Here is a 13,565-nt window from a genome sequence, read left to right as displayed (position 1 = left end):
GATTGACCGAAGCTGTCACCTGTTTCATACAAGTTTCGTGTCAGGAAAGAGACAAGCGCGGAGCGACAGGTGAGACAGGCGACCGAGCCTCTCAAGGCCCAGCGGATCTATCTTCTGCTGCGGGACCTCATCCTGGCGGGCGATCTCGGCCCGGGGGCGCGGCTGCCCTCCGAGCCCGCGCTGGCCGAGGAGCATGGCGTGTCCCGCGTCACCATCCGCCGGGCGCTGGCGCGGCTGGACGAGGAGGCGCTGATCGAGCGGCGCGCGGGGTCGGGCACCTTCGTGCGGGCCGCGGCGCCCATGGTGCGCGCCGCCATCACGGACATGTCCAACGTCTTCGCGCATCTCATCGAAATGGGGCGGACCACGGAGGCCCGCCTGCTCGGCTTCGACTACATGACCCCGCCCGCCGCGATCCGCGAGGCGCTGGGCCTGGAGGCGGACGAGCGGGTGCAGCGCTCGGTCCGGGTGCGCACCGTGGACGGGGCGCCGTTCTCCCATCTCACCGCGCATGTGCCCGAACGCATCGGCCGCGCATGGTCCCGCGAGCAGCTCGCGACCGAGCCGCTGCTGGGCCTGATCGAGGCCACCGGCCGCAGCCCGGTCCGCGCGACGCAGGAGGTCTCGGCGGTGCTGGCCGGGCCGGACGTCGCCGATGCGCTGGAGGTCGAGGTCGGCTCCGCGCTGGTGTCGCTGACCCGCACCGTGCAGGGCGCCGACGGCGACGGGCTGGAGCATCTGCAGGCGCTTTACCGCCCGGACCGCTACAGCCTGCGCATGGATCTGGTGCGCGAAGGCGGCGTCGGGAAAGGGCGGTGGAGCCCGATCAGCCCGGCGGCGACCGGCGCCGCGCGGGCCGGTTCCGGCCAACCCGCCCCCGGCCAACCCGCGCCTGGCGAGCCCGCCGCGCAAGGGCCCGGTTCCCGGAAACCCAATCCCGACAGGCCGAACTGAACAGGCCGAATTCAACAGGAAGGTGAAGACATGACCGCTATGTTCAAGTCTCCGTCCCGGCGCGCGGTTCTGCGCGGCGGCGCGGCCGCCGCGGTGACCGTGCTGGCCGCCCCCCGGGTGCTGCGCGCCCAGCCGGCGGCCGTGAAGCTCGGCCTGCTTCAGCCGATGTCGGGCTTTCTCGCCCAGGCCGGCGATCTGGCGCGCATCGGCGCCGAATACGCGGTGAAGGAGATCAACGACGCCGGCGGCATCAAGGCGCTCGGCGGCGCCCCGGTCGAGCTGATCGTCGGCGACAGCCGCTCCAACGCCGAGGCCGGCGCCCAGGCGACGGAGGAGCTCAACTCCGCCGGCGTCGTGGCGATCGGCGGCGGCTTCGCCTCGGGCATCTCGCTGACCGCGACCCAGGCCGCGGCGCGCTATGACCTGCCCTTCCTGGTGGACAGCGCGGTGGCGGATTCGATCACCCAGCGGGATCTCGCCAACACCTTCCGCTTCGGCCCCAACTTCACCATGGCGACCGAGGTCGCGCTGGCCAACCTGGTCAAGCTGAACGACGCCGCCGGCAAGCCCGCGAAGACCGTGGCGCTGGTGCATGAGGACGGGCTGTTCGGCTCGGGGCTCGCGCAGATCATGCAGGACAAGCTGCCGGGGCTGGGCTTCGAGATCGTCGAGGTCATCTCCCACCCCACGCCGGCCCGCGACATGTCCAACGTGGCGCTGCGCCTGCGCTCGCTGCAGCCGGACCTGATCATCCCCTCGCATTACTACAACGAGTTCGTGCTGCTCGCCCGCACCCTGCAGCAGCAGCGGGTGAAGCCGAAGGGGATCTACGCGATCTTCGGGGGGGCGGCGTCGTCCTACCAGTTCGTCTCCGAGTATCCGGAGGCCGCCGAGGGTGTGTTCGACTGCAACCACTGGGGCGATCCGTCGAACCCGACCGACGCCGCGCTGAAGAAGGAGGTCGAGGCCCAGGGCAAGTTCTTCGCCTACAACGCCCCGATCAACTACTCGCTGGTCAAGGTGCTGGCGGAAGCGGTGGAGAAAGCCGGCGCCGCCGACCGCGCCGCGGTGATCGAGCAGCTGGCCTCCGCCGAATTCGCTTCGGGCGTGATGCCCTACGGGATGACGAAGTTCGACGCCTCGGGCCAGAACGCCTCGGCCCTGCCGCTGAACACGCAGGTGCAGAACGGCGAGATCAAGGTGATCTACCCCGCCGATTACGCCCAGGCCGAGCCGAAATTCCCGGTCTGAGCCGCACAGCGATCCTCCGGGGGGCCGCGACGCCCCCCGGAGCCCAACCCGGAGCCCCGGACCCCGCATGTATTCCCCTCTGATCGTGGCCGAGGCGCTGCTGAACGGCCTGATGCTGGGCGCCGTCTACGCGCTGGTGGCGCTGGGCCTGACGCTGGTCTACGGCGTCCTGCATATCGTGAATTTCGCCCATGGCGCCTTCCTCACGGTGGCCATGTTCGGCGTCTGGCTGGCCTGGAGCCAGCTGGGCATGGATCCCTACCTGTCGATGATCCTCATCGTGCCGGCCATGGCCGCGCTCGGCTACGCCGCGCAGCGCTGGATCATCGGGCCGGCGAGCCGGGGGGCCGACAATTCCATCCTGCTGGTGACGCTGGGCCTGTCGATCATCATCCAGAACGGGCTGCTGGCGCTGTTCAGCTCCGACACGCGGACCATCGACACCGATTACGCCTTCCAGGTGGTCGAGCTGGGGCCGCTGCTGCTGTCCTTCCCCCGCGTGGTCGGGCTGGGGGCGGCGCTGGTCACGGCGGTCGTGCTTTGGGTGATCCTGAACCGCACCGATGTCGGCCGCGCCATCCGCGCCGTGGCCAGGGAGAAGCTGGGCGCGAGCCTCGTGGGGATCGACGTGGGCCATATCTACGCGGTGACCTTCGCCATCGGCTCGGCCTGTCTGGGCGTGGCCGCGGCGCTGCTGATGCCGGTGTTCTACGTGGAGCCGAACACCGGCGCCGCCTTCGTGCTGGTCGCCTTCACCATCGTGGTGCTCGGCGGCATGGGCTCGGTGGTGGGCGCGCTGGTCGGCGGGCTGCTGATCGGGGTGGTGGAGAGCGCGTCGTCCCTGTGGTTCGGCGACAGCCTCGGCCAGATCGGCATTTTCCTGATTTTCATCGCGGTGCTGCTGATCCGGCCCACCGGATTGTTCGGAGCGCGCCAGTGACCCCTCGCGATCTCGCCGCCCCCGCCGCCGTCACCCTGGCGCTGTGCGTCACGCCCTTCGTGGGGCTCGACGGGGCTATGCTCAACCTGTTGATCTTCATGATGATCATCGCGCTGGCGGCGCAGGGGTGGAACATCCTCGGCGGCTTCGGGGGGCTCGCCTCCTTCGGGCACGCGGCCTTCTTCGGGACCGGCGCCTACGCCACGGCGATCCTTCAGACCAAGGCCGGGCTGGGCGCATGGCCGTCGCTGCTGCTGGGCGTGGCGCTGGGCGCGGCGGTGGGGGCCTTCATCGGGTTTCTCAGCTTCCGCTCCGGGCTCAGGGGCTCCTATTTCGCGCTGATCACGCTGGCCTTCGCCGAGGTGCTGCGCATCGCCTCCAATTCGGCCGAGATCACCGGCGGCGCCGCGGGCATCCTGGTGCGGCTGGATTACGGGTTCTGGAACATGCAGTTCGAGGACCGGCGCTGGTTCGCGGTGCTGGCGGTGATCTGCGTGGGCCTGTCGCTGGCGCTGGTCCGCTGGATGGAGCGCGCCCGCTTCGGCGCCCGCCTGATCGCGGTGCGTGAGAACGAGGAGGCCGCCAGGGCGCTGGGTGTCGACGTGTTCCGGGTGAAGATGGGGGCGATCACGCTTTCGGCCGGGGTGACGGCGCTGGCCGGGTGCCTTTACGCGCAGAACTTCCTCTTTCTCGATGCGCAGGTGGCCTACGGGTCGTGGATCTCCATCGAGGCGCTGTTCGCGGCGATCGTGGGCGGGCTCGGGACGCTGTTCGGGCCGCTGATCGGGGCCGTGGTGCTGCTGGGCGTGGGCGAGATCACCAAGGCGGTGGTCGGCGGCGTGCCGGGCGTGGACCTGGTGGTGTTCGGCGTGCTGCTGATCCTGACCGTGGCCTTCGCGCCCGGCGGGCTGGCCGGGCTGGCCGAGCGGCTGGGCTTCAAGCGGCCGGGCGCCAAGCGGATCGGTCTGAAGGGGGGGCGCGCCTGATGCTGCTCGCCGAAGGACTGACCAAGCGTTTCTCCGGCCTCACCGCCGTCGACAACGCCACCCTGCGCGCGGAGCAAGGCGCGATCACCGGGCTGATCGGGCCCAACGGGGCGGGCAAGACCACGCTTTTCGCCATGGCCTCGGGGTTTCTCAAGGCCGATGCGGGGCGGGTGAGCTTCGCCGGCGAGGACGTGACCGCGACCCCGCCCCATATGCGGGCGGAGGCCGGGATGGCCCGCACCTTCCAGATCGTGCAGCCCTTCGCGGGCCTGTCGGTGCGTGAGAACATCGCCGTGGGCGCCTTCCTGCGCACGCCGTCGCGGGCCGAGGCGATGGCGCGGGCGGATGCGGTGGGGCGTCGGCTGGGGCTCGGCCCCGACCTGGACCGCGCCGCTGCCGGGCTGACCGTGGCCGGGCGCAAGCGGCTGGAGCTGGCGCGCGCGCTGGCCACCGAACCCAGGCTGCTGCTGCTGGACGAGGTTCTGGCGGGGCTCAATCCCTCCGAGATCCGGGACATCCTGCCCGTCATCCGGGCCATCCGCGACGAGGGCGTCACCATCCTGATGATCGAGCACATCATGCAGGCGGTGATGAACCTGTGCGAGACGGTCTACGTGCTCAACCAGGGCCGGATGATCGCCGAGGGCCCGCCCGCGCAGGTCTGCGAGGACCCCATGGTCATCGAGGCCTATCTGGGCAAGGGCGCCGCCGCGCGGATGCGGGCCGATGCCGGAGGGGCGGCCCATGTCTGAAGTTCCCATGCCCGCAAGCCCCATGCCCGAGACCCCCATGCTCGAAGTCGCCGACCTGCGCGCCGGGTATGGCGAGGCCGAGGTCCTGCGCGGCGTGTCGCTGACCGTCGGCGCGGGGGAGATCGTGGCGGTTCTGGGCGCCAACGGCGTCGGCAAGACCACGCTGAACATGACCCTCTCGGGCGTGCTGAAACCCTGGTCCGGCGCGATCCGCTTCAACGGCGCCGAGATCGGCGGCGCGAAACCCCCCGCCGTGGTCGCCGCCGGGCTGGTGCATGTGCCCGAGGGGCGCAAGATCTTCCCCAACCTCTCGGTGCGGGAGAACCTGGAGCTGGGCGGCTACCGCGTGTCGAAATCCGGGCGCGACGCCAATCTGCAACGCGCCTTCGACACGTTCCCCCGCCTCAAGGAGCGCGCCGGGCAATATGCCGGCACCCTTTCGGGCGGGGAGCAGCAGATGCTCGCCATCGGCCGCGGGCTGATGTCGGAACCCAAGCTCCTGATCCTCGACGAGCCGTCGCTCGGCCTTTCGCCGCTGCTGGTGGAGGAGATGTTCGGCCTGATCGCCAGCCTCGCCCGCGACGGCCTGCCGATCATGCTGGTGGAGCAGAACGTGGTGCAGTCGCTCGACCTCGCGTCGCGCGCCTACATTCTTGAGAACGGCGAAGTCGCGATGCAGGGGGAGGCCGCCAAGCTCGCCGCCGACCCCGAGCTGAAGCGCGCCTATCTGGGCCTGTGAGGCCCCGGACCGCCGCCGGGCGCAAGACGCCTGCGGAGCAAAGACAAGGGAACGAACCCATGAGCCTGAAAACCCGCCTGGCCGAAGACCGCGTGCTGGTCGCGCCGGGGGTCTATGACGCGCTGTCGGCCTCCGTCGCCACGGCCGCGGGCTTCGAGGCGCTGTATCTGTCGGGCGCCGGCATCGCCTACACGCGGCTGGGCCGCTCCGACATCGGGCTGGTCTCGATGGCCGAGGTGGCGGATGTGATCACGATGGTCCGCGACCGGGTTCCGACGCCGCTGATCGTGGACGCGGATACCGGCTACGGCAACGCCCTGAACGTCGAGCGCACGGTGCGCCTGTTCGAGCGGGCGGGGGCGACCGCCATCCAGCTTGAGGATCAGACCAACCCCAAGCGCTGCGGCCACCTGAAGGACAAGACGGTGATCGGGGCCGGCGAGATGGTCGGCAAGATCAAGGCCGCGGTGGACTCGCGGGCCTCCGACGAGACCCTGATCGTGGCCCGCACCGACGCGCTGGCCACCGAAGGCCCGGACCGCGCCATCGCCCGCGCCCACGCCTATGCGGAGGCCGGCGCCGACGTGCTCTTCGTCGAGGCGCCCCAGTCCGCCGAACAGCTCGCCCGCGTGGCGCGCGAGCTGTCCGGCACGGTCCCGCTGATCGCCAACATGGTGGAGGGCGGCGACACCCCGATCCAGGGGGCGGACGACCTCGCCGCGCTGGGCTTCCGGATCGTGATCTTCCCCGGCGGCATCGTGCGCGCCGTGGCCCGGACCATGACCGACTATTACGCCTCGCTGGCCAAAGCGGGCTCCAACAAGCCCTTCGCCGACCGGATGTTCGACTTCAACGGCCTCAACGACCTGATCGGCACGCCGGAGCTTCTGGCCCGCGGCGCCCGCTACGAGGCTATCGACGAGGAGACGCGCAAGTGAGCGCCCGCGATATGCAGACCCCCACGCCCCCCGCGCTCGATCCCGTCACGCTCGCGGTCCTCAAGGGCCGGCTGGAGCAGATCGTGGACGAGATGGACGCGACGCTCTACCGCTCGGCCTTCAACCCGACCATCGCCGAGGCCAAGGACGCCTGCCACGGCATCTACGACCCCGTCACCGGCGACACGCTGGTGCAGGGCGCGGGCGGGCTGCCGATCTTCGTCGGCGCCATGGCCTTCGCGGTGCGCGCGGTGATCCGGCGGGTGGAGGCCGACGGCGGACTGGAGCCGGGCGACGTCTACCTGTTCAACGACCCCTATGAGGGCGGCACCCATCTCAACGATTTCCGGCTGGTGCGCCCGATCTTCCGGGACGGGAAGCTGTTCGCCTGGATGGCCTCGGTGGGGCACTGGCTGGACATCGGCGGCAACGTGCCGGGCGGCTACAATCCCAAGGCGGTGGAAAGCTTCCAGGAAGGCATGCGCCTGCCCCCGGTGAAGCTGTTCCGGGCGGGCGTGATCCAGAAGGACATCACCGCCATCCTCGACGCCAATTCGCGGCTGCCCATGTCCAACTGGGGCGACCTGAACGGCCAGCTCAACGCGCTGGACCTGGGCGAGACCCGGCTGCACGCGCTGCTCGACGAATATGGCGACGCCACCATCGCCGGGGCGTTCGAGGCGTTCTCCGACCGGGCCGAGGCGATGATGCGCGCCGCCATCACCGCCATCCCCGACGGGAAATATTCCTTCGAGGACGTGCTGGACAATGACGGCATCGTGGACGAACCCCTGACCGTGGCGCTGGACGCGACGGTGACCGGCGACCGGATGATGCTGGATTTCTCGCGCTCCTCCGGCGCGTGCCTCGGGCCGATCAACATCTCCCGCTCCACCACCATCGCGGCCTGCTACGTCGCGCTGAAGCACATCTTCCCGGAGGTGCCCGCAAACGCCGGCTGCCTGCGGCCGATCGAGTTCGGGATCGTCGAGGGCTCCCTGCTCGGCGCCGACGCGCCGCGGCCGGTGGCCGGCTATACCGAGACCATCCTGCGCCTGATCGGCGTGGTCTTCGGCGCCGTCGCCCAGGCCGATCCGGACCGGGCGCTGGGCGGGCCCTTCGGCACCATCAACGCCCTGTCGCTGTCGGGCCGACGGGGGGACGGCTCGCGCTGGGTGATGTTCTCCTTCTTCGGCGGGGGGCTGGGCGGCAATCCGGAGACGGACGGGCTGAACCACGCCAACAACCCGATCTCCACCGCCACCATTCCGCCGGTCGAGATCCTCGAAGCCGCCTATCCGGTGATGTTCACCCAATGGGCCCTGCGCCCCGACAGCGCCGGCCCCGGCGTCCATCGCGGCGGCGTCGGCGCGATCTACGAGATCGAGCCGCTGGTCGAGGCCGACGTCGCCCTGCTGGGCGAACGCGGCAAGGCGGCCCCCTTCGGCGTCGCGGGCGGCGGGCCGGCCGCGATGAATGAATTCCACTGGCAGACCGAGGACGGCGAGGCCTCTCCCCCCATGGTATCCAAGATCACCGACCTGAGGCTGCCCGCGGGCCGCCGCCTGCGCCTCGAAACCCCCGGCGGGGGCGGATGGGGCGACCCGATGGCCCGCAAGCCGGAGGCGGTGGCGCGGGACGTGCGCCTCGGCTTCGTCAGCCGGGCGAAGGCGCAGGCCGATTACGGCGTGGCGCTCGACCCCGCCGGCCAGGTGGACGCGGCGGCGACCGCCGCCCTGCGGGAGGCGCGGGCATGACCGGGGGCCTGGGATCCATCGTCGGCGTCGATGTCGGCGGCACCTTCACCGACCTGTTCCATTTCGACGAGGCGACGGGGAAATTCCGCACCGGCAAGGTGCCCTCGAACCGCGGCGACGAGGCGGTGGGCTTTCTCGACGGGCTCAAGGGCTTCGGCGCGGTGGCGGACCTCGCCTCCATCGTCCACGGCACCACCGTCGGCACCAACGCCTTGCTGGAGCGCAAGGGCGCCAGGGTTGGCCTGATCACCACCGCGGGTTTCCGCGACGTGCTGGAGATGCGCCGCCGGGACCGGCGCGCCACCTGGGGCCTGACCGGGGATTTCACGCCGGTGGTGGAGCGGGACTTCCGGCTGGAAGTCGATGAGCGGACCCTCGCCTCCGGCGAAATCCGCGTGGCGCTGGACCCCGCGCAGGTGCGCGAGGCCGCGGCGAAGCTGGTGGCGATGGGGGCCGAGAGCCTCGCCATCGTCTTCGTCAACGCCTATGCCAACCCGGCCAACGAGATCGCCGCCATCGAAGCGGCGCGGGAAGTCTGGCCGAACGAGCATCTTGAGCGCTCCTCCGCCATCCTGCCCGAGATCCGGGAGTTCGAGCGCGCCTCGACCACCGCGCTGAACGCCTATCTTCAGCCCGGCGTGGGGTCCTACCTCGCCAAGCTGGAAGGGGCGCTGGCCTCCGAGGATTTCGCGGGCAAGTTCCACATCGTGCAGTCCAATGGCGGCGTCATGTCGACCGAGACCGCGCGCAGGCTCCCCGCCCGCACGGCGCTTTCGGGGCCGGCGGCGGGGGTCATCGCGGCCGCGGCCATCGCCGAGGCGGCGGGGTTCCCGGATGTGATCACGGGCGATCTCGGCGGCACTTCCTTCGACGTGTCGCTGATCGTGGGCGGGGAAACCGCGCTCGCCCCGCAGACCACGGTGGATTTCGGGCTCGTGATCCGGACCCCGATGATCGAAATCACCACCATCGGGGCCGGCGGCGGCTCCATCGCCCATGTGGATGCGGGGGGGATGTTGCAGGTGGGGCCGGAAAGCGCCGGCTCCCGCCCCGGCCCGGTCTGCTACGGGCAGGGGGGGACGCGCCCCACGCTGACCGACGCCAATGTCGTGCTGGGCCGGATCAACGCCGAGCGCCCCATCGGCGGCAAGCTGGCGCGGCTGGACGTGGAGGCCGCCAAGGCCGCCATCGACGAACATGTGGCGACCCCGCTGGGCCTCGGCGTCATGGAGGCGGCGGAGGCCATCGTGCGCGTCGCCGACGGCAAGATGGCCGGCGCCATCCGCCTGATGTCGATCGAGCGCGGCCATGACCCGTCGCGTTTCGCGGCCGTTCCCTTCGGCGGCGGCGGCGCGCTGCATGCCGGCGCGCTGATCAAGGACGTGGGCCTCAAGGCGGCGCTGGTGCCGCGCTATCCCGGCGTCACCTCGGCGCTGGGCTGCGTGATCGCGGATATCCGGCACGACCAGGTGCAGACGGTCAATCTCGGGCTGGAGGGGCTGGACGCCGAGGCGCTGGGCGCCCGCATGGCGTCCGAGGCCGAGGCGGCGGTCGAGGTGGTCAAGGCCGCTCGCCTCGCGGTGGACCGGATCGAGACCCGCTTCGAGCTCGACATGCACTATGTCGGCCAGACCCACACGCTTGCGGTCTCCCTCCCCGCGAGCCTTGAGGGCGGGCGGGTCGAGATCTCCGAGGACATGATCCGCGCGGCCTTCGAACGCGCCTATCAGGCCAGCTTCTCGCGGCTTCTGCCCGGCGCGGGGATGCGGATCGTGAACCTGCGGACCTCGGCCATCGGGGTGCGGCCCAGCTTCGACCTCGCGGCGCTCGCGCCCGGGGCGGAGGCGTCGGAGGAGGCCGCGGCCCGGCCCTCGCGCCCGGTCTGGTTCGCCGGCGCCTGGCACGAGACCTCGGTCTGGGCGCGGCTCGACCTGCCGGTGGGGGCCGTGGTCCCCGGACCCGCCATTCTGGAACAGCCGGACGCGACGGTGGTGGTCGACCCTGACCTGACCGCCCGCATCGACGGCTTCGGCAACGTGATCGTGGAGCGCAAATGACCCGTCCCGTCCCCATCGAGCGCACGGCGCTGCTGACCGTCGACCTGCAGAACGACTTCATCCACCCCGAGGGCGCCTATGGCCGCGCCGGGCAGGGGGCGGCGGAGATCGCGGCGCTGCCCGCCCGGCTGCGGCCGCTGGCGGACCTGCTGCGGGCGAAGGGCGGCTGGTTCGTCTCCACCCAGTTCACGCTGGTCCCCGCCAAGGGCGAGCCGATGATCGCGCCGCATCTGAAGGAACTGCGCCCCTTTCTGACCAGGGGCGACTTCGCGCCGGGGTCCTGGGGCAACGCGCTGGTGGACGAGCTTCAGCCCGCCGATCTGGTGGTGGAGAAGATCGCCTATTCCGCCTTCTACCAGACCCGCATGGAATGGGCCCTGCGCAAGGTGGGGATCGAGCGGCTGCTGGTCGCCGGCATCGTCACCAATGGCGGCGTCGCCACCACCTTCCGCGCCGCCCATGTGCGGGAGTTCGACGCGATCCTGCTGGAGGACGGCTGCGCCGCCTTCTCGCGGAAAACCCATGACGAGGCCGTGCAGGCCCTGCGCCCCGTCGGCCGCGTCGCCACCATCGCCGAGATGATCGCGGAGCTCGACGCCCAGTGACCGACGCCGCCCCCGCTCCTGCGCCCCGCGTGGAGATCTCGGACCGTGGGTTCGAGGTCTCCGTCCCCGTGGCGATCGTGGGCGGGGGCGCGGCCGGGCTGGTCGCGGCGCTGACCCTGCGCGGCGCGGGGGTGGAGGCGTTGGTGCTGGAGCGGGACGCGGTCCCCCGCGGCTCCACCGCGCTGTCCGCGGGGCTGATCCCGGCGCCCGGCACCCGCTGGCAGGCGGAGGCCGGGGTGGAGGACGACGCCCCCCGCTTCGTCGCCGACATCCTGAAAAAGGCCCATGACGAGCCCGACCCGGCGCTGGCCGCGCGGATGGCCGAGACCGTCGGCCCGACGCTGGAATGGCTGGCGGACGCGCATGGGCTGCCCTTCTCGCTGGTCGACAATTTCGCCTATCCCGGCCATTCGGCGCTGCGGATGCACGGGCTGCCCAGCCGCTCGGGCGAGGAGCTGATCGACCGTCTCGCCCGCGCGGCGGAGGCGGCGGGGGTGGAGATCCTTGCGGGCGCGCAGGTGGATACGCTGTTCGCGGGGCCGGATGGCACGGTGCGGGGCATAGGTTTCGCGCGCCCCGATGGCGGGCGGGAGGAGGTCGGCTGCGACGCCCTGATCCTCGCCTGCAACGGCTATGGCGGGAACCCCGCGAAGGTGGCCGCGCTGATCCCGTCGCTGCGCGATGCGCTCTATTTCGGGCATCCCGGCAACATGGGCGAGGCGCTGGACTGGGGCGAGGCGCTGGGCGCCGCGACCCGGCATCTGGGCGGGCATCAGGGGCATGGCTCGGTGGCGCATCCCGAAGGCGTCCTCATCACCTGGGCGACGGTGATGGAGGGGGGCTTTCAGGTGGATCTGACCGGCGCCCGGTTCTCCGACGAATCCGCCGGCTATTCCGAGCAGGCCGCCAAGGTGCTGGCCCAGCCCGACGGGCTCGCCTGGACGATCTTCGACGACCGCATCGCCGGCATCGCCCGCCAGTTCGAGGATTTTCGCCGCGCCGAGGCGATGGGCGCGATCCGGGGGGGCGAGGACGTCGCGGCTCTCGCCGCCGCGATCAGGGTCCCCGAGGCCCGGTTGCGCGAAACCCTCGATACGGTCGAGGCCGCCAAGCGCGGCGCGGCGCCGGACCCGTTCGGCCGCGACTTGCGGGGGGCGCCGGCGCTGGCGGCGCCCTACCGCGCGGTGCGGGTGACGGGCGCGTTGTTCCATACCCAGGGCGGGCTGGTCGTGGACGGCGAGGCCCGCGTGCTCCGCGCCTCCGGCGAGGCCTTCGGGAACCTCTACGCGGCGGGGGGCGCGGCCTGCGGCGTCTCCGGCGCGGGGGCGGAGGGGTATCTGTCGGGCAACGGCCTGCTGTCCGCCGTGGCGCTGGGCCGGGTCGCGGGGCTGGCGGCGGCGAAGGGCGCCGCCTGAAGCCCGCGCCGGCCGCGCCTATTCCCCCGGCGCGTGCGCGCGGGGGATGCGGGCGGCGATGAAGCGGGCGATGAACGGCCCCGTCGCCAGCACCGCGAGGAACCGCGCCGTCTGCATCGCCATCACGAAGGGCACGTCCACATCGGCGGATGCGGCGATGATCGCCACCGAATCCGCCCCGCCCGGAGAGGTCGCGAGGAAAGCGGTCAGCGGGTCGATCCCGGCGAGCTCGGCCAGCGCCATGGCGAACGCCCCGCACAGGACCAGCAGCCCCGCGATGGCCAGCACCAGCCGCGGCAGGGCCCGGGCCGCATGGCGCAGGATCAGGCGGTTGAAGCGCAGGCCGACGGCCCAGCCGGTCACCGCGAAGGCCGCGGCCAGCAGCCAGGGCGGGGTGGCGATCTCCGCCGTCCCCGAATTCTCCAGCGTCGCGGTGATCAGCAGCGGCAGCAGGAAGGCGCCCGAGGGCACCCGAAACGCCCGCGTCGCCGCGAGGCTGACCGCGATCACCCCCGCCGTGACGCCGAGCCCCGGGAGGTCGAGCGCCGGGAACCAGTCGGTCGCCGCGGCCTCCCCCTCCGGCGCCCCGACCCAGAGCCTTGTGACCAGCGCCGCCGACCCCGCCACCATGCCCACCCGCAGGTATTGCATGACCGCGACCAGCCGCATGTCGGCCCCGTAGCTCGCCGACATCAGCACCATGGCCGAGGCCGCGCCGGGGAACGCCCCCCACACGGCCGTGGTCCCCGGCAGCACCTGCGCCCGGGCCAGCACCCAGCCGAGCCCGGCGCTGACGCAGATGACCGAGCCGACGCCGAGCAGGAAGATCGGCCAGTCGGTCCCGAGCCCGGCCAGGGTGCCGGCGGGGATGTTGGCGCCGACCATGCAGCCGATGACGCCTTGCGCCAGCAGGAAGGCCGCGTCGGGAGCCTGCGCCCGCGCGCCGTTCACCGCCACCGCGATGGCGGCGGCCATGGGGCCCAGCAGCAGGGCCGCGGGCAGATGCGCCCATTCCATCAGCCCGGCCACGATCAGCGACAGAACCGTCAGCGCCGCCCACTGCATGCCCGTCGGCCAGGACGCGAGCCGGCCGGCCGCATCCGCCGCGGGCGCCGCGGGCGCGGGCGCTTCGGGAAGTTGGGGAAGATCGGGCAAGACGGATACGCTCGCG

General features: G+C 71.8%; 12 protein-coding genes. 11 read left to right on the top strand and 1 reads right to left on the bottom strand.

The window, feature by feature from the left end:
* The first annotated feature begins 69 nt into the window (after window positions 1-69).
* From BLV24_RS09115 to BLV24_RS09065, 11 genes are all read left to right on the top strand, one after another.
* Window positions 70-954, top strand: coding sequence for a GntR family transcriptional regulator (locus BLV24_RS09115; protein WP_092680831.1), 885 nt, complete (start codon window positions 70-72; stop codon window positions 952-954).
* A 30-nt stretch (window positions 955-984) separates the two neighbouring features.
* Window positions 985-2,205 carry an ABC transporter substrate-binding protein gene (locus BLV24_RS09110; RefSeq protein ID WP_092680830.1) on the top strand — a complete coding sequence of 407 codons (1,221 nt, stop codon included), beginning with the start codon at window positions 985-987 and terminating at the stop codon, window positions 2,203-2,205.
* Window positions 2,206-2,272: 67 nt separating this feature from the next.
* Complete coding sequence (locus BLV24_RS09105) at window positions 2,273-3,145, top strand: branched-chain amino acid ABC transporter permease (RefSeq protein ID WP_092680829.1); 873 nt, start codon at window positions 2,273-2,275, stop codon at window positions 3,143-3,145.
* Window positions 3,142-4,131 carry a branched-chain amino acid ABC transporter permease gene (locus BLV24_RS09100; protein ID WP_218133374.1) on the top strand — a complete coding sequence of 330 codons (990 nt, stop codon included), beginning with the start codon at window positions 3,142-3,144 and terminating at the stop codon, window positions 4,129-4,131. Before BLV24_RS09105 ends, BLV24_RS09100 begins: the two co-directional genes overlap by 4 nt.
* A complete protein-coding gene (locus BLV24_RS09095) occupies window positions 4,131-4,883 on the top strand; it encodes an ABC transporter ATP-binding protein (RefSeq protein WP_092680828.1) in 753 nt (250 codons plus the stop codon). Before BLV24_RS09100 ends, BLV24_RS09095 begins: the two co-directional genes overlap by 1 nt.
* Window positions 4,876-5,622 carry an ABC transporter ATP-binding protein gene (locus BLV24_RS09090; RefSeq protein ID WP_245710472.1) on the top strand — a complete coding sequence of 249 codons (747 nt, stop codon included), beginning with the start codon at window positions 4,876-4,878 and terminating at the stop codon, window positions 5,620-5,622. The genes BLV24_RS09095 and BLV24_RS09090 overlap by 8 nt, the downstream gene beginning before the upstream one ends.
* A 59-nt stretch (window positions 5,623-5,681) precedes the next feature.
* Window positions 5,682-6,560, top strand: a complete 879-nt coding sequence (locus BLV24_RS09085) for an isocitrate lyase/PEP mutase family protein (protein WP_092680826.1) — start codon at window positions 5,682-5,684, stop codon at window positions 6,558-6,560.
* 11 nt (window positions 6,561-6,571) lie between these two features.
* Window positions 6,572-8,317 (top strand): hydantoinase B/oxoprolinase family protein, encoded by a 1,746-nt coding sequence (locus BLV24_RS09080; protein ID WP_092681046.1) that lies wholly within the window; start codon window positions 6,572-6,574, stop codon window positions 8,315-8,317.
* A complete protein-coding gene (locus BLV24_RS09075; RefSeq protein ID WP_092680825.1) occupies window positions 8,314-10,374 on the top strand; it encodes a hydantoinase/oxoprolinase family protein in 2,061 nt (686 codons plus the stop codon). Before BLV24_RS09080 ends, BLV24_RS09075 begins: the two co-directional genes overlap by 4 nt.
* Window positions 10,371-10,979, top strand: coding sequence for a cysteine hydrolase family protein (locus BLV24_RS09070; RefSeq protein WP_092680824.1), 609 nt, complete (start codon window positions 10,371-10,373; stop codon window positions 10,977-10,979). Before BLV24_RS09075 ends, BLV24_RS09070 begins: the two co-directional genes overlap by 4 nt.
* A complete protein-coding gene (locus BLV24_RS09065; protein ID WP_245710471.1) occupies window positions 10,976-12,394 on the top strand; it encodes an FAD-dependent oxidoreductase in 1,419 nt (472 codons plus the stop codon). The genes BLV24_RS09070 and BLV24_RS09065 overlap by 4 nt, the downstream gene beginning before the upstream one ends.
* Window positions 12,395-12,412: 18 nt before the next feature.
* On the opposite strand, the gene BLV24_RS09060 is transcribed toward BLV24_RS09065, so the two are convergent.
* Window positions 12,413-13,549 carry an AbrB family protein gene (locus BLV24_RS09060; RefSeq protein ID WP_245710470.1) on the bottom strand — a complete coding sequence of 379 codons (1,137 nt, stop codon included), beginning with the start codon at window positions 13,547-13,549 and terminating at the stop codon, window positions 12,413-12,415.
* Between the last annotated feature and the right edge of the window lie 16 nt (window positions 13,550-13,565).

Source organism: Albimonas donghaensis, from assembly GCF_900106695.1.
Classification (GTDB): Bacteria; Pseudomonadota; Alphaproteobacteria; order Rhodobacterales; family Rhodobacteraceae; genus Albimonas; species Albimonas donghaensis.
Note: the sequence above shows the minus strand (reverse complement) of the source record. Positions and strands in the feature narration are given on the sequence as shown.

Coding starts and splice junctions, on each gene's coding strand:
- BLV24_RS09110 (WP_092680830.1), top strand. CDS start 985: ATGACCGCTATGTTCAAGTCTCCGTCCCGGCGCGCGGTTCTGCGCGGC.
- BLV24_RS09105 (WP_092680829.1), top strand. CDS start 2,273: ATGTATTCCCCTCTGATCGTGGCCGAGGCGCTGCTGAACGGCCTGATG.
- BLV24_RS09095 (WP_092680828.1), top strand. CDS start 4,131: ATGCTGCTCGCCGAAGGACTGACCAAGCGTTTCTCCGGCCTCACCGCC.
- BLV24_RS09090 (WP_245710472.1), top strand. CDS start 4,876: ATGTCTGAAGTTCCCATGCCCGCAAGCCCCATGCCCGAGACCCCCATG.
- BLV24_RS09085 (WP_092680826.1), top strand. CDS start 5,682: ATGAGCCTGAAAACCCGCCTGGCCGAAGACCGCGTGCTGGTCGCGCCG.
- BLV24_RS09080 (WP_092681046.1), top strand. CDS start 6,572: ATGCAGACCCCCACGCCCCCCGCGCTCGATCCCGTCACGCTCGCGGTC.
- BLV24_RS09075 (WP_092680825.1), top strand. CDS start 8,314: ATGACCGGGGGCCTGGGATCCATCGTCGGCGTCGATGTCGGCGGCACC.
- BLV24_RS09070 (WP_092680824.1), top strand. CDS start 10,371: ATGACCCGTCCCGTCCCCATCGAGCGCACGGCGCTGCTGACCGTCGAC.